A 23,196-nucleotide genomic window follows, 5' to 3' on the forward strand; every position below is an offset into this window, starting at 1 on the left:
GTCAGCTCCTTACTTTGCCAGGCTGCGGTACAAGGGGGACCAGGCGCTTAAAGGGGCATGGAAAAATACCGGCTGCTCGTCCGCTTCCTGCTGATAGAGGACGACCAGCAGCGTGCCCTGCACCAACTCGCCTGGGGCCGACGGGCCAGAAGGCGTCCCCGCCTCTGCTTCTCCCGCTTGCAATCCCTCGCCCAGCGGGAAAGGCAATTCCTCGACGCAGGCATATTTTTGCAGGTCGCGTTCATCCAGGCCGTAGGCCGCAAACCGTTCAGACAAAGCGGCTGGGGCCTCTGCCAACGCCCGGAAGTATCCGCTGCGCCGGTCTTTGTCCATCCGGTCCTCCCACCAGATTTTCCGCGGCTTATACTTGTGTCCAAGCAGATAGTCTAGCTTCATCAGGCCAAGTACAACTTCCGGTTCCTTCAGGGAACGGCGGCTTAAAAATTCATGCAGTCGAGTAAACAAGTCCTCCAGTTGATGACCGATCCGCTGCCAGCCCTGTTCTTCCCAGTAATCGCCGAACTCCTGAAAGAAGTCGAATGGCGAATCGAACTCGCGAGTGACCAAGTATTCCAGCGTGTGATCCATGCGGTGTGCGTTCCAGTACTTTTCCAGCACATCCTCCAGCCGCTTCAGCCGAATCACGTCCTCAAACGGCAGCACGTCGTTACCTAGAATTTCATAAGGCGCGTGGTCCATAAAAACGTAGTTGTATTTGGCCGCGTCATTTCGCAGTCCGGTCCCGCGCAGCATCTTCAGGAAACCAAGCTGCAGCTCCTCGGGACGCATGGCGAACACGTCGTTAAACGTCTTGCGGAACGTGGCGTAGTCCTCTTCCGGCAGTCCGGCGATCAAATCGAGATGCTGATCGATTTTGCCGCTGTCCTTGATTTTGGTCACAGTACGGGTCAGCTTGGTAAAGTTCTGGCGACGTTTGACCAGCTCGTTAGTCGGATCGTTCGTCGACTGTACGCCGATTTCGAACCGGAAGATTCCCGGCGGTGCATTCTCCGCCAAATAGTCCAGTACCTCCGGCCGCATGATGTCCGCCGTGATTTCAAACTGAAATACGCAGCCCTGATGGTTGTTAATGAGGAATTCGAACATCTCCATCGCATAGCTGCGGTTGATATTAAACGTACGATCGAGGAATTTGATGATTTTCGCGCCGTTCTCGATCAGGTACAGGATATCCGCCTTCACCCGTTCGATATCGTAATAGCGGACCCCCACCTCGATGCTAGAGAGGCAAAACTGGCAGCTGAACGGGCAGCCGCGACTGGTTTCGAAGTAGACGATCCGCTTGCTCAGGTTCGGAATATCCTCGGGGAACCGATGCGGCGAAGGCAGCGTATTCAAATCGGATTTCGGCCGTCCCGGATTCAACACGACCTCTTCCCCTTTGCGGTAGGCTACGCCAAAGACGAAGTGGAACTTCCGCTCCCCGGACAGCTCCTGCAGCAGATGGTGAAACGTTTCCTCGCCGTCCCCCATCACGATAAAGTCAACCTCCGGGATGCGTTCCATCCAATATTTCGTATCGTAGCTGACTTCGGGCCCCCCCAGCACAATTTTCACTTCCGGCAGCACTTTCTTCAGCAAGGCGACCAGCTTAATCGTTTCTTCAATGTTCCAAATGTAGCAGGAGAAACCGATCACGTCGGGTTTTCGGCGAAACAGGTCCGATACGACGTTCATCACCGGGTCCTTGATCGTGTATTCCGCCAGTTCAATGTCAAACTCGTTGCCACTGTAGGCTTTAAGCAGCCGGATGGCCAGCGAGGTATGGATAAATTTTGCGTTTAGCGTCGCCAATATGACTTTCACAAGCTCACAACCCTACTCCATATTTTGAAAAAACTCCAGAAACGGCTTTCCGTATTTGCGATACTTCACTTCGCCAACGCCTTTGATTCTCAGCATGTCCGCTTCACGGGTCGGACAGACGACGCTCATTTCGCGTAAGGTCGCATCGTTGAAAATAATATAGGAAGGCACACGCTCCTTCTCGGCCAAATCGCGGCGGATCAAGCGCAGCTGCTCGAACACCGTCTCGTTGACGGCAGATGGCCCTTCGTCATATCCACGGCGCCGCGAGCTTGCCGAGGATTTGGAGGCAGCCGCGGGCTCCGGCGCGCGCAGCATGACTTGGTGGCGGCTTTTTAGCACCTCAACGGCCAGCGGCTGCAGGCGGACAACCGGGTATTGCCCTTCGGACAAAGCTAAATATCCTTCCGCGATAAACACGTTGATCAGCTCGGAGATTTCTTTCTCCGTACGGGTGCGCAGCATGCCGTAGGTCGGCAGTTGTTCAAAGCCGTACTGCAGCACCTTCTTGTTCTGCGAACCCTTCAGCACCGAAGCGACCAGCGATACGCCAAATCGCTCCCGCATCCGGTGGATGCAGGAGAAGACGATTTGCGCATCGCGCGTCATGTCGACAAGCTCCCGCTCGTCCCGGCAGGAGCTGCAAATCCCGCAAGGCTTGCGGTCATGCACTTCGCCGAAATAGTCCAGCATCGCCCAACGCAGACAGCTGGTCTGGTAACAATATTCGATCATCTGCTGCAGTTTGCGGTATTCGTTGCGCTTGCGGTCCCCTTCCTGCGGGTTCTGCTCAATCAGGAATTTCTGCGTCATGATGTCCTGCGGACTGAACAGCAGGATACATTCGCTCGGCTCGCCGTCCCGGCCTGCCCGGCCGGCTTCCTGAACGTAAGCTTCCATGTTCTTTGGCATATTGTAGTGGATCACATAACGGACGTTCGATTTGTCGATTCCCATCCCGAAGGCGTTGGTCGCCACCATGACGCGAATGTCGTCATAGAGAAAAGCCTCCTGGCTCTCCTCCCGCTCCTTGTCGGACAAGCCGGCATGGTAGCGGCCGGCAGGGATGCCGGCTTGACGCAGCCGCTCATACAGATCGTCGACCTCCTTGCGGGTCGCGGCATAGACGATGCCGGGCTGGTGGGCATGCGTATTCGCGTAATTCAGCACGAACTCACGCTTATTCTCGCCGCGCAGCACCGACATCGCCAGATTGTCCCGGCCGAGGCCGGTGACGAATACCGCCGGATCCGCAAGGCGCAGCAAGCGGACCATGTCGTCCATAACCTCCGGCGTTGCCGTCGCCGTGAAGGCAGCCAGGATCGGGCGCTGCGGCAACGATTCCACAAACGGGGAGACCGCCAGATAGCTTGTCCGGAAATCATGCCCCCACTGCGAGACGCAGTGGGCTTCGTCGACGGCAACGCAGGAGATCGTCAGCCCGCTCATTTCCTCGCGGAACCAGTCCAGCTCCAGCCGCTCGGGTGCGACATAGAGCAGTTTGATCTCGCCGCGGCGCGCCGCCCGGATGCGGTCGTTGACTTCCTTGCCCGACAGCGTGCTGTTGATATAGGCGGCGGAGACGCCCATCGTCGTAAGCGCGTCTACCTGATCCTTCATTAATGAGATCAGCGGGGACACAACCAGCGTTAGGCCGGGCAGCATCAAGGCCGGGATTTGATAGCAGATCGATTTCCCGCCGCCTGTCGGCATGATTCCCAGTGTATCCGCACCGGACAACACGCTCTCAACGATCCGCCGCTGTCCCTCGCGGAAATCGGGATAACCGTAATATTTCTGCAGCAACTGCTGCGCTTGTTCCATCGTACGTACTTCCGTGCTCATTTCGCCATATCTCCTAACTTCCCATCAGGCCGTCGTCCTCCCGGTTCCGGGACGGACCGGCTTTATGCACTCTTAAGTTTACCGGGGTTTGGGGAATTGGGCAACCGCTGCATCGGGTACATAAAGTTTTCCAAAAAGACCAACACTCTCTAATAATAAAATAAGAAAAACCGGGGGCGGCAGATATGCTGGATTGGAAAGCCAACTACGAAGCGTTTAAGAAGAAGCATCCTTCGCAACCATCCGAATCGCCTTCCGCCTCGGAAGGCAGCTCGGGCAGGGAGTCCAAGCCTCGGCAGCTTGTGGCAAGCCTGGAAGACAACCTGCAATCGTTTCAAAACCAAATGAGTAACGTTACGGACCTGGTTGTCCGCCGGTTAAAGATTATGGGCAAGCGCAGCTCCGCTTTGCTGTTCCTTACGTCCTTGACCGATCAAAGGTTGATTCAGGAAGGGATAGTAGCCCCGCTGCAAGCCCCTTTCGTCTCCCCAGAGCAAATGAAGGATGAGGATCTGCTTGATCGGGTGGACCTGTTTAACCTGGTGTGCCAAGAGCGGGTGCATGCCAACCTCGGACAGCGCAGTTCCGAGTGGAGTGTCCTGATGGATCTGCTGATGAAAGGGCAGACGCTGTTGCTGATTGACGGCTATGGCGAAGGGGTGAGCTTCGATACGCGGAAGGTCGAGAAGCGAGGGATCGAACAACCCCAAACGGAACAGGTGATTCGCGGCTCTCGAGACGGATTTATCGAACAGTTGGAAACGAACCTGTCGTTAATCCGGTATCGACTTCAGACCGCCGATCTGGTTATTGAAACTGGCGAACTAGGGGCCCGGACCAAATCGAAAACCGCCGTCTGTTACATAGACGGCATTGCGAATCCGGAACTTGTAAGCGAGGTCATGCGACGGTTGTCCATCATCGATATCGACGGGATCATCGACGCCGGGTATATTGAACAGTTCATCGAGGATCAGCCGATCTCACCGTTTCCGCAAATCCAAAACACGGAACGAGCGGATAAAACGGTTGCCTCCTTATTGGAAGGAAGAGTCGCCATTCTAGTGGACGGCTCCTCTTTTGCCCTGATTGTTCCGGCTCTATTCGACCAGTTTTTTCAAACCATCGACGATTATTCCGAACGGTTTCTGATCGCAAGCCTCCTGCGGTTCGTCAGGCTGATCGCTTTGTTGTTCTCCGTGTTTTTCCCGTCGTTGTATGTATCCGTCATCTCCTACAATCCCGAGCTGATGCCAACTGATTTTGCGGTGGCGATTGCAGGAGGACGCGCCGGAGTTCCCTTCCCCGCCATGCTGGAGGTGCTGATTATGGAAGCCTCGATGGAGATTCTGAGGGAAGCGACGATCCGTTTGCCGCAAATGATCGGCGGCGCGTTGTCCATCGTTGGCGTTCTGGTTATCGGACAAGCTGCCGTTTCCGCCGGTCTGTCGAGCCCAATTACCGTGGTGATCGTCGCTTTGACCACAATTGGCTCATTCGCAACCCCGGCCTATAATGCGGCGATTGCCATGCGAATGCTGCGCTTCCCACTGATTATCATGGCTGGCCTATTCGGCTTGTACGGCGTCGTGTTAGGAAGCCTTTTCATCATTAATCATATGTTGTACCTGGATTCGTTTGGCGTACCGTTCCTGCAGTCCATTTTGGCCAAGAAGCGAGCGGGGTTCATGGATACCCTGATTCGGGCTCCTCTGTGGTGGATGGGCAAACGTCCCAGCTACCTTCATACCCTAGATGATACACGGCGCGCCGAGGGTACTTTCTATGCCAATGTCGATAAGATTTACTATCAGGAGGACAACGCCGATGCAGAAAACACAGAAAATTAGCACAACTCAGCTCGCTATCGTCATCAGCAGCACGATTTTTGGTCCGTACGTTTTGAGCTTCCCCCAAATTATCGCCAAAGCTGCCGACAACGCCGCTCCGCTTATGACCATTGCGGGCACTTGCTGCGCGATTTTCAGTATGTTCGTGTTCACCCGAATCAGCCAAAGATTCAGCGATAAGACCCTTTTTAGCTACAGCCAGATCGTGATCGGAAGGCTCCCGGCTCTGGTTGCCAACCTGCTGGTGTTTGCCTGCTTCTTCATCACATCCGCGATGATGTTCCGCCAGTTTGGTGAAGTATTGTCCACGGTCGTCTTTCGAAGAACTCCCATCGAGATAAGTATCTTAATGATCTTGATCTTGGTCGCCTTATCTTGCCGGAGGGACACGGTTAAATTCACTTATGTACACCTGTTCTATTGGCCGTTCGTCATCCTGCCCTTCCTTTTTGTCATCATGATGTCCATGAAGGCCGTACATTTCTTAAACTGGCTGCCCCCTTTCGGAAATGAGACCCCCCATTGGCTGCCGGCCTTGTTATCCCCGGCCTCCCTTTATTTGGGTTCCTTTATTATCACCATCTTGCTTCCAATTACAGAGAAGCCGGCTCGTGCCATGAAGGCCGCGCTGTTTGGCATAGTTGTCAGCGCCAGCTTGTACCTGCTGTTAGTCTTGTCTACGATCGGGATATACGGCGTTCGGGAAACCCTTCAGTTGTTATATCCAACCTTGGAAATGGCGCGCTCCATTGCAATTGGCGGCGATGTCATTGAACGGATGGATGCGCTTTTTATTATTATGTGGGTGATTAATGTGTACACGACCATGTTTTCAACCTACTTTCTAACCTCGCTGTCCTTAAGCCATTTGCTCCAATTCAAGGATCACCGTCTAGTGACGACCTTGTTGATCCCTTTCATGTTTGGCGTGTCCCTGCTTCCCCAAGATCAATACCAATTGTACAAATTTTCTCGAATTGCCGACGGATCCGGTTATCTCTTCCTCACCGGTTACGCGTTGCTTCTATGGATCGTAGCCGTGGTCCGTCGAAAGGGAGTACGGCCCCATGGATAAAAAACCGTGGACTCGTTGGGCCCTCGGCTTGCAGAGCTTGGTTCTGGCATTCATTTTGACGGGATGCTGGGATCAGGTCGAAATTGAAAACCGTGCCCTGGTGCTTGGCCTAGCCATCGATGAGGCCTCTCCCAGTGCCGCAAAGCTGGAACCAACCGTCACTCATCAGAAGAACGAACCCCTGCCTAAGAAGATGCTCCGGGTGACCGCCCAAATCGCCGTTCCCGGTCGAGTTCCCCTTGGCCCAAGCAGCGGCGGCATGGGGAGCGGCGGCGATGGTGAAAGTCCGGTGTGGGTCGTTCAAGTATACGGGCATAGTCTAGATGAGGCATTAAACAATCTGCAGCAGCAAATTGCCGACCCCCGCTATCTCATTCATTTACGAGTAATTGTGATCAGCAAGGGAATCGCGCAGGACGGGCTGGACGAATTAAATGATTATTTACGCCGTAATCCAGAAGTCCGCCGCCGTACGTGGCTGCTCGTCTCGGACACCGAGGCGGCAAAGTTCATGAAGGTAGCCCCCCCGCTGGAGCGCGTGCCTACGCTATATCTCCAGGCTATGGTTGAGAAGTCCATCATGATGGGGAAATTTCCGCCCAATTACATTGGCGAGTTTTGGATCGAGGAATCGAACTGGGGGCAAGACGGATATCTGCCTTACGTCGCGATCGAAGGGGAGGAGAATATACTGATCAAGGGGTTGGCTTACTTCAGCGGAGGACGTCTTGCCGGTACCAGCACCGCTGTGGACATCGGGGCCTTTATGGCCGTTAAAGGTTACAATCCAGGTGGTTTTACTGCGTTGATCCCGGTTCCCGATCTCGGTTATGTGATGATCAAAATTACAGAGCGGCACGCAGAAACCGATATGCAGATCGTTGACGGAAAACCTCATGTCAATCTCAAGATTCATGTAGAAGGGATGCTGGACGAGCACTACGACTCCGGACGGACGATCAGCTCCGAAACGGATATCGACGCCATAGAAGAAGCGTTTGAACATGCTGCGACGAACTTAGTCCAAAAGTTCTGCACCCAAACGCAACGCCACCATTCCGATATTTTTGGCTTCGGCGAGTATGTGAGGGCCTTTTATCCCGACTTCTGGAAACGCAACATCCATAAAAAAAGCGACTGGGAACAGATGTATGCGGACATCCTGATATCTGTTCATCTCAACATTTCCATTCGTCGAACCGGCCTGAAAGCCAAATAGGAGGTGATGGTGATGAATCGTGCGCTCGCGTTTACCTCTGCCCTCTCCTTGTTTTCCGGTCTGGTCTCGCTTTTGGTGGACCGGATGGTTTATAAGATTCAGAAGAAAAAAAAGGAAGAGAAATATGCCAAAATCTTTGGATGGATCCAGCTCTCCCTGGCAGGCACCGGATTTCTGGTTGTCCTGCTGTTGCAGCTGCTGTAGTCTTCCTCGTTGGTTGATCATGGTATCCCTTGGTTTCCCATGGTATATTGGAGTTTAGTACAAACCTTATTAGGATGGAGAATCAGGATCCATGAAAGAACGCAACTATTCCGGCAACCGCCCGGGGAACAAAACGCAATCGCGGCCTAAGCCACCGGTCGCCAAGCGGGAGCAAGCCGATGAGGTGCGCACCGGCGACCGGATCGTCGTGACGATCAAGCGGCTTGGGATTAACGGCGAAGGTGTCGGCTATTACCGGCGGAAAGCGGTATTCGTCGAAGGCGGCATTCCCGGCGAAGTCATTAAAGCGGAAGTTACCCGCGTTGAAAATAAATATATCACCGCTGCGATTCGGGAGATCGAAAAGCGTTCTCCTCATCGGGTGGATGCTCCCTGCCCGGTGTTTGGCATCTGCGGGGGCTGCCAGATCCAGCATCTGTCCTACGAAGGGCAGTTGGCTGGCAAAGAGGAGATTATCCGCGAGGCTTTTGCGCGTTACGCCGGCCTGCAGGACGTGAGGCTGAAGCCGATGCTGGGCATGGATCACCCTTGGGGATACCGCAACAAGGCGCAGCTGCAGCTCGGTATGGCTCAGGAAGGGATGATCGCTGGCTTATATGCAGCCGACTCCCATAAGTTGGTCGACATTACCGGCTGCCCGATCCAGCACCCGAAGGTCAACGAAGTGGTGGACAAGGCGCGGAATGTGCTGCAACGACTGGGCATTCCGGTATACAAAGAGAAGGGCAATCAAGGGCTCGTCCGTACGATTGTCGTGCGTGTTGGTTTCCAGTCCGGACAAATCCAGGTCACGCTTGTAACCGCCAGCGATAAGCTGCCTCGCCGGGAAGAGCTGGTCAAGGAGTTGCGTCTGGCGATCCCCGAACTGACCAGTATTGCCATGAACGTGAATCCGAAGAACACTTCGCTGGTTTTCGGGAACCGAACGGAAATTTTATGGGGGGCTGACAGTATTGAGGAATCGCTTGGGGATCTGGAGTTCACGTTATCCCCTCGCGCTTTCTTCCAGCTCAACCCGCTGCAAACGGTCAAGCTGTATGAATCCGTTCGTGCGGCTGCCAGCTTAACGGGCAAGGAAACCGTCGTTGACGCCTACTGCGGCACCGGCACGATCGGCCTGTGGCTGGCGCCGTACGCGAAGGAGGTTCGCGGGATCGAATCGATCCCCGAAGCTGTAGAAGATGCCAAGGCTAATGCGGCCCGCAACGGCCGGGATAACGCTCAGTTTTACACCGGTTACGCCGAAGAGTTGCTTCCCCGCTGGGTGAAATCTGGCTTCGCACCGGACGTGATCATCGCGGACCCGCCCCGCACCGGGCTTGATCCCCGCTTCCTTGAAGCGGTGTTGAAGACGAAACCAAAGCGTTTCGTCTACGTCTCTTGCAACCCCTCCACCCTTGCGAAGGATTGCAAGGCGCTGCTGGACGGCGGGTATTCACTGGATTGGGTGCAGCCCGTGGATATGTTTCCGCAGTCGAGTCATGTGGAGTGCTGTTCACTGTTGGTCAGGAAAGATTAATAGTTGAGATGTATTAGTGTATACAGCAACGGAGCGGGAAAATTCCCGCTTCTTTTTTGACTATAAGTTCGATTTGGAGCGGCTATTGATAGTCGCCCTTTGTCGTCCCCCACCCAGTGCCTGATAAATGAGTCATTGCATCTGAGACGATGTTAAGGCTTGTCATTACCGCCTGAAATTTTTGCGAATATCACCTGTACGTATAAAGAAAGCCCCAACCATATCGGCGGGGCAAAATAAGGAGCATGATGATTCTATAATTAACATGAAGTATGCTAAAGATTTTTCTGTAAATGCTCAAAAGGCTTCTTGCCAGTATCTCTTCCGTACGAATCCCGGCATCAATATCCTTAACCAATCGTTCTCTTAATCGGTCTGGACTGCATATCAAGGAGATGAGATGCACCTTACAGCCTTTTTCATAGATTTGCTCTCGCGTTAAGACATGGTTGGGGTGATGCATGAGGAAAGACAAAATTTGAAACTCCTTCGTGGATAAATCGATCTTCTGACCATTCAGGAAGGCTTCAAACGTCTTATCGTTTAATAGGAGCGGGGAGTTTGATTTCTCATTCCCGGGCTGAAGCTCGCTCCATTCTTTAAAGAGCCGGTCCACTTTGCGGAAGTGAGCCTTGATTCTGGAGGTAAGCTCCTGAAACCCATTGTTGCGTTAGCCTGCTTCATCTTTCTGATTCAGATCCTCTATATTCATGTTAATATCGAAAAACCCATACAGATTCTTAACCGCCGGTTGGAGGAGCTGAATATCGTCCATCCTATGCCCCCGCTGGAGTTAAGGAATCAGGATGAAATCGGAGAACTGTATCAGCATTTCAATAAAATGGAGGAGCGCCTCCGGCTAGCGCGCAAAGAGCAAACCGATATGATTGCGGCGATGGCCCACGATTTAAATACTCCCTTAACCTCGATACTTGGTTTCGCCGAATTGCTGGCTTCGCATCCCGATCTAGCCGAAACGGAAAAGCAGGAATATTATGAGCTTATCCAAAAGAAGTCAAAACATATGGCCCAGCTCATTAACGACTTCAAGCGCTTTACCAAGGAGAAGCTGGAGCTAGAATCGATGATCACCAAACCTACGCTGGCCACCAAATTATTTGCAGATATCGCCCAGGAATATGAGCATGAACTTGCAGAACGGAATTGCGCGTTGACTTGCCGCCACGCTTTTACAGATACTACGCAGCTCCTGGTTTATGAACCCATGATCCGCCGGGTCTTTGGGAATTTGTTTAGCAATACCGTAAGGTATGGAGGAAAAAAGGAGCTTCACGTGTACCTGACCGGATACCTGCAAGGGCAATCCGCCTATTTTCAAATCGAGGATAATGGATTCGGCGTGCCGGATAAGGATCTATCTTCGCTGTTCCTTAAATTTTTTACGGTGGATCCATCCCGACAAATGCAAACGGGCGGGCTAGGGCTTGGCCTGGCCAGCTGCAAATCGATTATTGAATACCATGGAGGAGAAATCGAGGCTTTCCCTTCCCCATATGGAGGTTTGGGGATCCGATTTAGCCTTCCGCTTTTGACATAATGCTTGATCATCGTAAGCTAGGGCCGTTACCCGTTGAGGTAGCGGTCTTATTTGTCTTCCCGTGTTTATCCTTTTTCACTTCCTCTTTATAAACATTTATTTTCTTTTTAGGAGATATTTATTTCTTTTCTATAAAATTTACATGTATTCGAAAGATATCACCCATACACAGATAGGAGGGAAAAAATGAACAGATGGTAACCAAAAACAAGTATTTTCTGCTCTTTGTCCTTTTTCTTGGATGGTTGATCGCCAGCTTGGATCGGGCGGTCATGAGCTTTGCGATGATTCCAATCCAGAAGGAATTGGCGTTAGACTCCTCGTTAACGGGAGTTGTGTTAAGCGCATTTTTCCTAGGTTTTATCCTGATTCAGATTCCTGCCGGTTACCTGGCCGACAAGTGGGGGGCCCGTAAAGTCCTGCTGATCGCAGTTTTACTCTCCTCCCTCTTTACCGTTTCGACGGGAATCGCCTGGTCGGTGATGGCGCTTATCGCCATTCGCTTCTTGTTTGGTTTATTTGAAGGGCTCTTCCCTTCCGCCAGCTCGATCGCCATCGCGGGCAGCTTCCCCTTGAAGCAAAGGGCGAGGGCTAAGGTGGTCGTGCTGCTGGGGAGCGGTTTCGGGCAAATCGTTGCCGCCCTGGCCGGCGTCGCGGCGCTTGCGCTCATCGGTTGGCGCTGGTTGTTTGTCGTTCTTGGTGCACTTGGCGTGATCACCTTCCTTCTCTTCTGGTTTGGACTCGACCGAAAGAAGAAGCCAACCGAGGCAGCCGGAAAAAATGCCGCTCCTCGAGTTTCAATTCGAACAATGTTAAAGAACCCTTTGATCTGGAGCCTGACCCTCACCTCGTTGGGGATCAATATCGTAAATTGGGGAATTGCTTCCTGGATGCCGATCTATCTGGTGCAATCCCGCGGGTTATCGATGACGGAAATGGGTACGTTGGTGGCGATCAGCGGATTCGTCCTGCTGCTCAGCTCCTTCATCATCTCCTATTTCCTTGACAAGTTCACCGGGAAGGAAAGGTACTTCGCTTGTGGGGGTGCCGTTGCAGCCGCTATCTTTCTCTTTTTACTAGCCGCGGCCCCCTCCCCACTAATGGCCGTCGTCTATCAAACGTTAGCGCAAATCTGTTGCTCCATCGTGACCTTTACGGTGCTGACCCAGCCCTTAAAGAGGTTCCCTGAAGAAAGGATCGGGACAGCCAACGGGATCATCAATTTCGGGGGACAAATCGGTTCCTTCCTTTCGCCCATGGCGATGGGACTGATCGTTAGCGCTTCGGGCGGCTCTTATTTTGTAGCTTTTATTTTTCTTGCTGCGTGCGTCCTGATTGCGGCCATCGCAGGGTATAGAATTCCGGTTGTTCAAGCGCCTTAAGTATTCTCAATTCCAAATCCATCGAATAAAGAAAGGATGAGTTCAACATGCCAAAAGAAATTTTACCGGAGTGGTTCCAACGGTACGAGCCTTCCCGTTTTGAGGAGTATGCAGAGAAGTACAAGGATATCATGTTGATGACCCGGAAAGACGGCATCCTTGAGGTAAAAATGCACACCCATGGCGGCCCGTTAAAGTATGTCTGGAGCGTTCACGAAGCCTGGGGAAAGGCCTGGAGAGAAATCGGCGCGGATCATGAGAATGAGGTCATTATTATCACGGGTTCAGGCGATAAGTGGCTGGACGGCGATCCGGACGCTTGGAAAGTCCCGTTTATCCAGTGGCCTTCCGACGCGAAGTTAAAAATGCGGATGGAATCGCAGAAATTGATGGAAAACTTCGTGTTTGGGATCGACGTTCCGGTGATCGCCGCAGTCAACGGTCCCGGCGTGCATGTGGAATTCAGCGCATTAGCCGACATCACGCTGGTTACCGAGGACGTGGATTTCTGGGACCCGCATTTTCTGGCCGGAGTTGTCCCGGGGGATGGTATGGGCCTGGTGCTTCAAAGAACGATTGGCGTCAAAAGAGCCGCCTATTACGCCCTTACCGGGAAGCGGCTGGACGGAAAGACGGCCGTGGAACTCGGATTGGCGAATGAGGTCTTGGCTCGCGAAGACATTTTGAAGCGCGCATGGGAACTGGCGGAATATATGATGGATCGTCCGCGTGCGACGAGGGTGCTAACCCACGGGGTGCTGATGCGTCCTTGGAAACAAGCGCTTATAGAGGACCTCGCGATGCACGGGAACTCGATCACCTTGGGAATCTGTTTAGATGAAGTTGGCCCGCTGGAAAGGCTGAAGGAATTAAAGCAACAAGGGCGAATCTGAGGATACAAGATTCATGCTGCAAGAGGGTCGTCTATGGACGATCCTCTTTGCGCGTTAGGGTCTTTTTCATTTTTGCGTATCATGACAGTTGACGTGCAATTGTAGTACAATGCAAATATTGAATTTTTACAAAGGGGAATTATCTTGATTAAGAAAGAGATCGCCTACATTCGCAAGCAATTTAAGCTGGATCACGAAAGACTTAGTATCTACGACATCCTTAACGTCTATATTATGAAGGAAACAAACGAAATCTATCATTTTGAGCGTACACCGTTTGAGCTCTTGGATCGGGAGAAGCAGGAGCTGCATATGGGCAACTTCAAGAAGCTGCTGTCCGGGGAGCTGGATCAGAAGCTATTCGAGTTAAAGTTCCAGGAGCAGCCGGAAACGGACAAGCCCTCGCAGCCGTTGCTGCATCAAGCTCTTGTTACCGGTGATGCGGAGGAATGGCATGAATTGATGCTTTTGCTGGTAGAGAAAATGCTGGAAGATACGAAATATGAACGGGATACGGTAATTACTTTCGTTCGCGGCCAATATTACAAGCCAACCAAGGAACGTAACGAGGAAGCCGAGGAGAGCGAAACCGATGAGATGTTCGCGAATCCGTTTATTTTGTGCAGCATCAATTCCACGGAACCGCAGCGAAAAACGCTGATGTTCGACTATATCGAACGCGAGTTCAAATACAACGTAATTGTGGATCCGATCATCAAGCTGCGCTCGCCGGAGCAAGGCTTCTTCTACCCCAGCATCACGGACGGCTTCTCCGACGTCAATCGGGTGCTGTATTGCGCGGGCAAAGCCAACGATCCAAACCAGCATTTTATCGATCAGGTCTTAAATGGCGAGAAAACCGTAACCGCGCTGGAAGAGAGAGCGATCTTCGAGGACATCGTGAAGGAGATCGCCGGGGAGCAGCTCGACGCCTCCACAATCGCCAGCGTATACGAGGAAATCCAGCAGGTGATTGAAACCCACGAAGAGGAAGAACCGCCGAAGCTGGATTATAAGGATGTAGAACGCGTGCTGACGGCAAGCGGTGTGGAGAACGTCACCACGGAAAAGGTCGAACTGGCCTACCAATCGGTCATCGATGACAAAAACTATGAGATCAAAGCGAGCAGCGTGGTGCCGAAGTTTACTTCGAAATCGATTAAGATCGATACGAAGGTGGCGACGATTTCGGTCAGCCCCCAGGATTTGAGGTACGTGAAGCAAGTGAATTATCACGGCAAACGCTGCATCCTAATCGAGGTAGACGAGGATGCTGTCATTGAAGGATTTACGCTCAGCACGGAAGAATTGTAAGGGGGATACTTAAGAAACGTTGAGGTGGCTGCTCATGATGAACAAAGAAATCCAGGTCTTAGTCCCGGAACAAGGGGAAGCATTGCTCCAGGTTTTAAGCAAGCGTTTCGAGGCAAACATGAACCGCCACCCGGAGCTGGAATGGGCTCAAGTCCAGGCCAAGCTGGAAGCTCATCCGGAGAAGCTGTGGTCGCTCCATGAAATGGAACGAACCGGCGGCGAGCCGGATGTCGTTGCATTCGATGCGGAGCCGGGGGAGATTCTATTTGTGGACTGCGCTGCCGAATCGCCCAAAGGCCGCAGAAGCATCTGTTACGACCATGAAGCGCTGGAATCGAGAAAGCAGCATAAACCCGAAGACAGCGCGATGAATATGGCGGAAGCCATGGGCATTGAGCTGTTAACGGAAGGGCAATACCGGGAACTGCAGAAGCTGGGGAAATTTGATCTGAAGACCTCCAGCTGGGTGCAAACCCCTGCTCCGATCCGGAAGCTTGGCGGTGCCCTCTTCTGCGATCGCCGTTACGACACGATTTTTGTGTACCATAACGGGGCGGAATCCTATTATGGTGCCAGAGGATTCCGCGGGGCGTTGAAGGTTTAGGAATGGAACAAATCCGCCAGGACAATCACAAACTATTCGCGTTGCTAAGCAGCTATTTAAACCACGCCCCCGACCTTATCAGCGAGGCCGAGATCGGCGAGATCGTCCAAAGCGGCGTCTCGGTCGAATACGCCTTTAAGCTGCTGCTCGCGGCGAAGTTCGGGCTGGATATCCTCGAGAATCCCGGGGATAAGGAGCTGTTTCATCATTATTTTGACCCAATGATTCACCTGCTGGATCTGGGCGTATACGAGCAAAACCCGTATTATCGGAATATCCGAATCCCTTCCGTCCGGATCGGCAGCAGTGAATTGAAATACGAAGGGTATAAGCCGTACGAAGGGTTCGTATGTAATGATATCCTTCAAACGGCCGAAGGACGGCAGATTCCGCAAATCGGCTTCTTCCCGGCCGAATTTAAGTATCCGGCGGTGCTGGAACAGGGACGCATTTGGATGACGGTGACGCCAAACGAGATTGAAACGATGAAGGAACCCATTACCGACGCCTTTGGGCACGTCCTGACCTTTGGCCTTGGTCTCGGCTACTACGCGTATATGGTTTCGGAGAAGGACAACGTGGACCGCGTGACGATCGTGGAGATCAACGAAGACGTCATTCAATTGTTTCAAGAACATCTCTTGCCCCAATTTAAGCAAGCCAAGAAAATTCAGATCGTCCATGCGGATGCTTTCGAATATGCCCGCACCCATCTAGACCAAGACTCATATGATTATGTATTCACCGATCTGTGGCACGACGTGTCTGACGGGATCGACCTGTATCTTCAAATGAAGCAAATCGAACGGCAACATCCGGGAACCCGGTTCTCGTATTGGATCGAAAAGTCAATTCAGTGTTATATATAACAAGGAAGAGAGGTGCGGCTGCACCTCTCTTATTTTATCCATTCGCTAAGTTATACACTCACGGCTACCTTCTCCTGGACCGCATGCAGAACATCCTCGGAAGGGATGTTTAAGGCAATGGCCATTTCCTTAAACAAAATATTTTGAATTCCCAGCAACAGCTGGTTGTCCTGATTACCGAGTTTCTTATGATTCTGTTCGGCCCATAGTTTCTTGCGCATCAACGTTCTGGCGACTTCCGCAATTTCCTTCCGATTGCCTGTTCGAACGATCGCGGTATAACGGTGGTGCCGTTCGTGATTGTTATCGATCCATGGAATGCCCGGCGCCTGAAACGAATCGATTAACGTCTTGGCTTCCTTCGGACCCATCAATTTCTGCATCAGTACCGCCGCATTGTCGACCGGAGTGCTAATTTTCAAGGTCTCGTTGCTTAGCGGATGCAATTCATAATAAGACTTGGAAACACCAGCTAGCGATTTGACGCAAACCTCGTCGATGCGGCAAACGCCATGCACCGAATAAATGATCAAATCCCCCTCATGAAACATGGTCGTGATCCCGCCTCTCTATTTTGTCAACTTAGTTGACTATCTTCACTATACTCTTTCTTGACCAAAATGTCAACTAAATTGACAATATTCAGCGGTTTTTGTATAGTGTAGAAGAAATAGGAACAGGAACGGAATGGAGGGATAAGGTGCATCCCGGATTCGAGGATTTGGACCTGATCGATCTGCTCAGCGAACGGCATGTCCAGCTTCGCTCCATCTGCGAGCAGTTGTGGAACGACCGGCACGAAATGTATATTTCTAATTCGGAATGGTTTATTCTTTCCAGAATTTATAAACGGAATCCTACGATTTCGCAAGTGACCCGACAGGTGGATATCTCGCGGCAAGCGACCCACAAATTTATCAAAAGCTTGGAATCCAAGGGGCTGGTCGAGGTCACCCCGGCTCAGCATAACAAGAAGGAGAAAAGCTTGAGATTAACGCCTTTGGGCGAAAGCTGTTATGAAAAGAACGCCGCCATGAAGGCAACGCTGGAGCAAATCATCGCGAATGCCCTCGGAACCGAGCAGATCGAAAGGTTAAAACAGCTGCTAAAGGCTGATTGGGGAAATTTGAATGAGATCGTTGCAAAATAAAGAAGGAGGGGTGCCCCTCCTTCTTTATTTAGTTTACATCCCAATAAACACGTTGCGGCTAAAAGGACCCCAATTGGCTCCGCCGTACCCTGTCATTCCCTCCACGCTGACAAAACACGGAAGTACGATATGGGTCACTCCTGTCATTGGCCGTTCCCTAAATGTGATGATAAACCGGGTGTTCGTATTATCCGCGGCCGTAATCATCGCCGCTTCCGGCCGGATCGCGTTCGCTGCGGTCAGCGCCTCATCCATCCCCAAACTGGCCGCACCCCCCGCCCCCTTATTGCTGCGAATCCAATAGTTCGAAAGCCGCGTCGCCGATCCAAAATCGGCCCGTTGATCGTAGACGAGAAGGACTTGATTGGAGGCGATTTGTCTGACCTCTGTCACCACGGGATGAGGTACCATTTGTCGGGCTTCTTGATAAATGTACACGGATGATCCTCCCATTAGAAAAAATAGACTAACACCTAGTTCATCCTATGCAGGATCATGAGCGCGGGGACCTCACGAATATGGACTTTTTGGAAAAATGAAAAAAGGGATTAAATTCTACAGCATAAAACAAATTTCGACAAGAACTATTAATAATTTAACAATCCTTTTGAGCAAAACCTTAGATGAACAGTTTTCCTCGCTGGAAATGCTGGCCAACCAAGATTCGATCAAAGATCCTTCCATCCCGCTCGACGAGAAGCTTAAGGTGATCCGGGGCGAAAGCAAGCGAACCGGAGATATCGATATGAATATCGCCGATCGAGACGGAAACTACCTGGGGCCGGACGGTAAAATTTACAGCATGAAGGACGCCCCGTCTTTTCAAAAGGCGATAGGCGGTGAGCGTTTTGTAGACGACCCTGTCGAAGACATACTTCATCCCGGAACCGCCGTTATCACGTATTTTGTACCGATCAAGCATGAGGGCCAAGTCATCGGCGTATTATTTCGAGTGAAAGATGCCGCCAGCTTGATTGACATTACCAAACAGCTGTCCTTTGGCCGGGACGGGCAAGCTTTTATGATTAACGGCAGTGGCGTAAATATCGCTAACCAGGATATCAATGTTGTGCTGGCCAAGCAGAACCCGATCGAAATGGCCGCCGACAATCCGGAGATGCAATCGCTCGCCGACTATCAGAAGACCGTGATCCAGGAAAAAAGCGGAGTGTCTACGTTCACTTTTGGCGATAAAAAGATCTATGCCGGATTTGCACCCGTAGAGGGCACCAACTGGTTTCTTAACGTATCGCAGCCGCAGGCTGAAATCCTCACCGGCTTAAATCAACTGAAAACCTCGAGCCTTTGGATCGGTGCTCTTCTGCTGCTGTTAGGAGCGGTTCTTGTCTACTCCCTGCTTAGCCGGATCACCAAGCCAATCATTCAGGTCGCCGGGCATCTGACGACGATATCGGAAGGTGATTTCACCTCGGATATCCCGCAGAGGCTCGTCTCCCGTAAAGACGAGATCGGTACGCTGGCGAAGGCCGCCCATACGATATCCATCAACTTACGCGCCCTGCTGCGGAAAGTCACCGACACGGCCGGCGAAGTGGCGGCTGCGTCGCAGCAATTGACCGCAAGCGCAGAGCAGCAGGCATCCGCCACCAACCAGGTTGCGGACGCTATCACTGACGTGGCTTCGGGTGCCGAGAAACAATCCTCCGCCGTCGTTGAAGCTGCGATGACCATTGAACAGGTTAGCGCGAGTATCCAGGAGGTTTCCGCGGCAAGCCTCGAGGTTTCCGAAAAATCCGGAAGCACCTCGCAAGCGGCGCAAGACGGGCTGGAGTCCATTGATTTGGCCGTAGACCAAATGGACAAAATCGAAAGCATCACGCGGGATGCCCAGCAGGCGGTGGACGAGTTGGCCCTCAGCTCCCACAAGATCGGGGAGATTACGACGTTGATTTCCGGCATCGCCGCTCAAACGAATCTTCTCGCCTTAAATGCCGGTATTGAAGCCGCGCGGGCAGGAGAACATGGCAAAGGCTTTGCTGTCGTCGCTACCGAGGTTCGAAAACTGGCCGAGCAGTCCTCCAAGGCGGCCGATGAAATCTCCGAGCTGATTCATAACAACCAAGCCCATCTCGACGGCGTTGTGGGGGCCATTCAAGCTAATGTGGAAAACGTACAGACCGGTATCGACGTCGTCAAGCAGGCGGGCTCGACGTTTGCCGGCATCTCGGACGCCATCACCCAAATCGTCGATCAGGTACAAGAGGTCTCGCTGACCCTGGAAAGGATGGCGGAAGACAGCCAACATATGCTAAGCTCTATGCATCAAATCGAGGGCATCAGCAAGGACAATCTCGATCAGAGCCAAATGGTCTCCGCGGCAACGGAGGAACAAGCCGCTTCCGTCCAGCAGATCGCCGCGTCCAGCCAGAACCTGGCCAGCATGGCACAGGAACTGCATGCCTCCGTCTCCAAGTTTCGCGTCTAAGCTTTACGCAAGCAAAGCCGTTTTCCTGTGAGCCAGGAAGACGGCTTTGATCTTTTTCCGATGGTTATCGGAACTCCTCAATAAACTTCTGCGCTGCGCTGGTGAGCGGCAGGTTCCGCATATTCATGATCCCCACTTGCGACGGCGGCAACTCCACGTCCAGGCGGATTTCAAACAGCGAGCCCTCCTCCAGCTCCTTCGATACGAATTCCCGGGCAACGTAGGACACCCCCAACCCTTTGCGCGCCAATTCAATCAGCAGGTCAACGCTGCCAACCTCGATCTCCGGCTTGAGCTCATAACCGTAGTCCTGGAACAACTCCGTGATCGCCATGCGAGCCCGGCTATTGCGTGAGAACAGGATCAACGGATGCTCGAGCAGTTCATCCAGCGAAATGACTTTGTCCTTAAGATCTGCGTATGCGCAGCCGGCCACGAAGCAATCCTGCAATAGAATACCTTCCCGCACTTCGATATGAGGATCCACGATCGGCATCCGGGCGACGCCCAGGTCGATTTTCCCCTCCTTCAAGTAACCCATGATTTCCGGGGTTGTACCATGGAGCAGCTGAATCCCAACGTCCGGATAGCGACGGTGAAACTCCTCAATGTACGGGAGCAAGTAATGCTTAAACAACGAATCACTGCCGCCGATTCGCAGCACGCCGGTATCGAGGTTTTTCAGCTCGGCCATTTTCTTCTCTGCCAGGGAGATCAGGATCTGCGATTGCTCGATATAGGAGTACAGGACCGTGCCCTCCTGCGTCAGCGACACGCCCTTGGAGTTGCGATAAAACAGCGTGAGGCCAAAGCTTTCCTCCAACTGCTTGATGGCATGGCTGACGCTGGGTTGCGTCAAAAACAACGCATTAGCCGCTTGGGTTAAGCTGCCGGTTTTGGCCGCCCAATAAAATACTTTATATAGTTCATAATTGTTAGTCATAAACGTGGTCTATAGCTCCTGTCAAATATATTAATTTCACCTATGGCGATATTCGTATTATAGTGGAGTAAGTCAAAATAATCCATAGCTTAGAGATGGGATTTAGGCGTATACCCGCAATCGGCGGGGCCGCTCCCAAGACACACATAAATGAAAAGCTATGCCGAGAGGAGAGAACCTAGATGGATGCCAATACGTTCGTATTGTTTGGGGCAACCGGGGATTTGGCGAAACGCAAAATTTACCCTGCCCTGTTTAACTTGTTTTTAGATGGAAAGCTGCCGGATGAATTTTCCGTGATTGGCTTGGGCCGCAGAGAATGGTCCGATGAGACCTTTAAGGCAAACATCGAGCGGTCTCTGCACAGCTTTTCGCGACGGACAGCCGAGGATACGGAGGCCGTCAATCAATTCCTCGGCTTCTTCCGCTACCATGTGCTGAACGTCGACCGCAAGGAAGACTATCAAAGCCTGCTGAAGCTGGTTGAGGAACGCGAGCAAGCCTTAGGGGTTGCTCCTAACCGGCTCTTCTATTTGTCGGTGGGGCCGGAGCTGTTCGAAACGATCGCCGCCCATATTCAAGAAAGCGGGCTGGGTGAGACGACGGGCTGGAAACGCCTGGTGATCGAAAAGCCGTTTGGCCGCGATCTGCAATCCGCTCGCGATTTCAACGCGCAGCTTAGCAAAGCTTTTACCGAAGAGGAAATTTTCCGTATCGACCATTATCTTGGTAAGCCGATGGTGCAAAAGCTTCAACTGCTGCAGCAAACGAATCCGGTGCTCCAGGCTTCCTGGAATAACCGTTACATCGCGAACGTGCAAATTACGGCGAGCGAAACCGTCGGCGTCGAGGAAAGAGCCGGCTATTACGACCATTCCGGCGCCTTGCGCGACATGTTCCAGAATCATATGCTGCAATTGTTGATGATGCTGGCCGCACATCTGCCGAAGGGCGACGATTCCGAGAAGGTGCGTTCGAAGAAGAAACACGTGATGCAATCGCTGGAACCGCTGCTGCGCCAGGACGTGACGACCCAAGTGGTTCGCGGTCAATATGCGAGCGGGGCGATTCAAGGGAAGCCGGTGGTCGGCTATAAAGACGAAGCCGGAATCCCGCAGGATTCGCAGAACGATACGTTTATCGCCGCCAAGCTGCAGATCGAAGATGACTTCTGGCGGGGTATTCCGTTCTACATTCGCACCGGCAAACGCATGAAGGAGAAAGCCACACGTATCGTGATCGAGTTCCGCGAGCCAGTGAAGCAGGCGTCAGCGGCAAACAACGGCGGCGCACCGAACTTGCTTGTGTTCGAAATCAGCCCGAACGAAGGTATTTACCTGCGCCTGAACACCGAAGGCGAAGCGCAGCAGCAAGATCTCACGAAGGTATTAATCGGCTCCCACAAGATCGGCAGCGAAGTGCCCGAAGCTTACGAGAACCTGATTTATGACGCGCTTCGCGGCGACGCCTCCTTCTTCGCGCATTGGGACGAAGTGGAGTTGTCCTGGAAATGGGTACAGCCGATCCTCGACGCTTATGCCGCAAACGAAGTTCCTTTGCACGCTTATGCAGCGGGCAGCTTTGGTCCGCAAGCCGCCCACGAGCTGCTAGCGCAAGACGGCTTCGAGTGGTGGTTTGACCGGGAAAACGAAACGGCTGCCGATTCGAAAACCACCGGCACCCCGTCGTCCCAGGAGCCGCTGTCCATCAAATAACGGGGGATGACCCAGCTTTTCGCCCCGATATCTCAAATCTGTATTTTACAAATTGGAGGGATATGCGATGAAGTTTTTTATTGACACCGCGAATTTGGATGACATTAAAAAGGCTCACAAAATCGGCGTTTTGTCCGGGGTAACAACCAACCCTTCCTTGGTAGCCAAGGAAGGCGTCAAGTTCGAAGACCGTATCGCCGAAATCCTCCAGGCCGTCTCTGACGTCGAGTCCGTCTCGGCGGAAGTGACGCCGGATGCACTCACCGCAGAAGAGATGATCGCCCAGGCGAATGAACTCATCAAAATCAACAACAACGATCCGCGCATCACGATCAAACTGCCGATGACGCTGGCAGGCCTTGAAGCCACGAAGTACCTGGCGCAAAAAGGCGTGAAAACCAACGTCACCTTGATCTTCACCGTCAACCAGGCTTTACTGGCCGCCCGGGCAGGCGCCACTTACGTATCGCCGTTCCTCGGCCGACTGGACGACATCTCGGAAGACGGCGTGCAACTGGTAGCGAAGGTCGCAGAGCTGTTCCGGGTTCACGGCCTGGATACGCAAATCATCGCGGCTTCGGTTCGCCATCCGGACCATGTGACCCGCGTGGCTTTATCCGGGGCGCATATCGCCACCATTCCGTTTAGCGTCATCGAGCAGTTGGCCAAACATCCGCTGACCGACCAAGGGTTGGAGAAGTTTGCGGCCGACTGGAAGAAATCGGTGAAATAAGAGCTTTACCCAAATAGACTAGAGGATAG

The 23,196-nt window shown here is 52.5% G+C and carries 20 protein-coding genes and 1 pseudogene; 15 read left to right on the top strand and 6 right to left on the bottom strand.

Features of this window, described 5'->3' with window-relative positions:
• Nucleotides 1-9: 9 nt before the first annotated feature.
• On the bottom strand, nt 10-1,827 hold the full coding sequence (locus BN3277_RS22000; RefSeq protein ID WP_059046412.1) for a B12-binding domain-containing radical SAM protein: 1,818 nt from the start codon (nt 1,825-1,827) through the stop codon (nt 10-12).
• A gap of 12 nt (nt 1,828-1,839) precedes the next feature.
• On the bottom strand, nt 1,840-3,672 hold the full coding sequence (recQ, locus tag BN3277_RS22005) for a DNA helicase RecQ (protein ID WP_059046413.1): 1,833 nt from the start codon (nt 3,670-3,672) through the stop codon (nt 1,840-1,842).
• A gap of 185 nt (nt 3,673-3,857) precedes the next feature.
• Here recQ and BN3277_RS22010 point away from each other — a divergent pair, with 185 nt between their 5' ends.
• From BN3277_RS22010 to rlmD, 5 genes are all read left to right on the top strand, one after another.
• Nucleotides 3,858-5,522 (top strand): spore germination protein, encoded by a 1,665-nt coding sequence (locus tag BN3277_RS22010; RefSeq protein WP_082691553.1) that lies wholly within the window; start codon nt 3,858-3,860, stop codon nt 5,520-5,522.
• A complete protein-coding gene (locus BN3277_RS22015) occupies nt 5,500-6,597 on the top strand; it encodes a GerAB/ArcD/ProY family transporter (RefSeq protein WP_059046415.1) in 1,098 nt (365 codons plus the stop codon). Before BN3277_RS22010 ends, BN3277_RS22015 begins: the two co-directional genes overlap by 23 nt.
• Entirely contained in the window at nt 6,590-7,816 is a 1,227-nt protein-coding gene (locus tag BN3277_RS22020; protein ID WP_059046417.1) for a Ger(x)C family spore germination protein, read from the top strand. Before BN3277_RS22015 ends, BN3277_RS22020 begins: the two co-directional genes overlap by 8 nt.
• A gap of 12 nt (nt 7,817-7,828) precedes the next feature.
• The gene (locus BN3277_RS22025) at nt 7,829-8,020 is read left to right on the top strand and encodes a CLC_0170 family protein (RefSeq protein ID WP_059046418.1); all 192 of its coding nucleotides are present in this window, start codon (nt 7,829-7,831) and stop codon (nt 8,018-8,020) included.
• A gap of 91 nt (nt 8,021-8,111) precedes the next feature.
• Nucleotides 8,112-9,560, top strand: coding sequence for a 23S rRNA (uracil(1939)-C(5))-methyltransferase RlmD (gene rlmD, locus BN3277_RS22030; RefSeq protein WP_059046420.1), 1,449 nt, complete (start codon nt 8,112-8,114; stop codon nt 9,558-9,560).
• 418 nt (nt 9,561-9,978) lie between these two features.
• Here rlmD and BN3277_RS26335 read toward each other — a convergent pair.
• A pseudogene (locus tag BN3277_RS26335) lies at nt 9,979-10,215 on the bottom strand (response regulator transcription factor); the annotation flags it as partial.
• Nucleotides 10,216-10,311: 96 nt separating this feature from the next.
• Between BN3277_RS26335 and BN3277_RS22040 the strand changes: the two are divergent.
• The 6 genes from BN3277_RS22040 (at nt 10,312) to BN3277_RS22065 (ending at nt 16,180) form a co-directional block, all read left to right on the top strand.
• The gene (locus BN3277_RS22040; RefSeq protein WP_232436488.1) at nt 10,312-11,118 is read left to right on the top strand and encodes a HAMP domain-containing sensor histidine kinase; all 807 of its coding nucleotides are present in this window, start codon (nt 10,312-10,314) and stop codon (nt 11,116-11,118) included.
• 194 nt (nt 11,119-11,312) lie between these two features.
• On the top strand, nt 11,313-12,500 hold the full coding sequence (locus BN3277_RS22045) for an MFS transporter (protein ID WP_059046424.1): 1,188 nt from the start codon (nt 11,313-11,315) through the stop codon (nt 12,498-12,500).
• Between the two features lie 47 nt (nt 12,501-12,547).
• Nucleotides 12,548-13,393: an enoyl-CoA hydratase/isomerase family protein gene (locus BN3277_RS22050; RefSeq protein ID WP_059046426.1), complete on the top strand. Its 846-nt coding sequence runs from the start codon at nt 12,548-12,550 to the stop codon at nt 13,391-13,393.
• A 144-nt stretch (nt 13,394-13,537) separates the two neighbouring features.
• Entirely contained in the window at nt 13,538-14,707 is a 1,170-nt protein-coding gene (locus tag BN3277_RS22055; RefSeq protein WP_059046428.1) for a DUF4317 domain-containing protein, read from the top strand.
• A gap of 34 nt (nt 14,708-14,741) precedes the next feature.
• A complete protein-coding gene (locus BN3277_RS22060; protein ID WP_187380112.1) occupies nt 14,742-15,311 on the top strand; it encodes a DUF4256 domain-containing protein in 570 nt (189 codons plus the stop codon).
• 2 nt (nt 15,312-15,313) lie between these two features.
• Complete coding sequence (locus tag BN3277_RS22065) at nt 15,314-16,180, top strand: spermine/spermidine synthase domain-containing protein (protein WP_059046430.1); 867 nt, start codon at nt 15,314-15,316, stop codon at nt 16,178-16,180.
• A gap of 50 nt (nt 16,181-16,230) precedes the next feature.
• On the opposite strand, the gene BN3277_RS22070 is transcribed toward BN3277_RS22065, so the two are convergent.
• On the bottom strand, nt 16,231-16,731 hold the full coding sequence (locus BN3277_RS22070) for a CarD family transcriptional regulator (RefSeq protein WP_059046432.1): 501 nt from the start codon (nt 16,729-16,731) through the stop codon (nt 16,231-16,233).
• Nucleotides 16,732-16,880: 149 nt separating this feature from the next.
• Here BN3277_RS22070 and BN3277_RS22075 point away from each other — a divergent pair, with 149 nt between their 5' ends.
• On the top strand, nt 16,881-17,330 hold the full coding sequence (locus BN3277_RS22075; RefSeq protein WP_059046434.1) for a MarR family winged helix-turn-helix transcriptional regulator: 450 nt from the start codon (nt 16,881-16,883) through the stop codon (nt 17,328-17,330).
• Between the two features lie 33 nt (nt 17,331-17,363).
• Here BN3277_RS22075 and BN3277_RS22080 read toward each other — a convergent pair whose 3' ends face one another.
• Nucleotides 17,364-17,768 (bottom strand): hypothetical protein, encoded by a 405-nt coding sequence (locus BN3277_RS22080; protein ID WP_232436489.1) that lies wholly within the window; start codon nt 17,766-17,768, stop codon nt 17,364-17,366.
• Between the two features lie 169 nt (nt 17,769-17,937).
• On the opposite strand from BN3277_RS22080, the gene BN3277_RS22085 reads away from it, so the two are divergent.
• Complete coding sequence (locus BN3277_RS22085; protein ID WP_187380113.1) at nt 17,938-19,776, top strand: methyl-accepting chemotaxis protein; 1,839 nt, start codon at nt 17,938-17,940, stop codon at nt 19,774-19,776.
• 64 nt (nt 19,777-19,840) lie between these two features.
• On the opposite strand, the gene BN3277_RS22090 is transcribed toward BN3277_RS22085, so the two are convergent.
• Nucleotides 19,841-20,719: a LysR family transcriptional regulator gene (locus tag BN3277_RS22090; RefSeq protein ID WP_059046439.1), complete on the bottom strand. Its 879-nt coding sequence runs from the start codon at nt 20,717-20,719 to the stop codon at nt 19,841-19,843.
• Nucleotides 20,720-20,901: 182 nt separating this feature from the next.
• Here BN3277_RS22090 and zwf point away from each other — a divergent pair, with 182 nt between their 5' ends.
• Together zwf and fsa are read left to right on the top strand one after the other, a co-directional pair.
• On the top strand, nt 20,902-22,434 hold the full coding sequence (zwf, locus tag BN3277_RS22095; protein ID WP_059046441.1) for a glucose-6-phosphate dehydrogenase: 1,533 nt from the start codon (nt 20,902-20,904) through the stop codon (nt 22,432-22,434).
• A 67-nt stretch (nt 22,435-22,501) separates the two neighbouring features.
• Nucleotides 22,502-23,167 carry a fructose-6-phosphate aldolase gene (gene fsa, locus BN3277_RS22100; protein ID WP_059046442.1) on the top strand — a complete coding sequence of 222 codons (666 nt, stop codon included), beginning with the start codon at nt 22,502-22,504 and terminating at the stop codon, nt 23,165-23,167.
• Nucleotides 23,168-23,196 lie beyond the last annotated feature (29 nt).

This window comes from Paenibacillus rubinfantis, assembly GCF_001486505.1.
Taxonomy (GTDB): Bacteria; Bacillota; Bacilli; order Paenibacillales; family Paenibacillaceae; genus Fontibacillus; species Fontibacillus rubinfantis.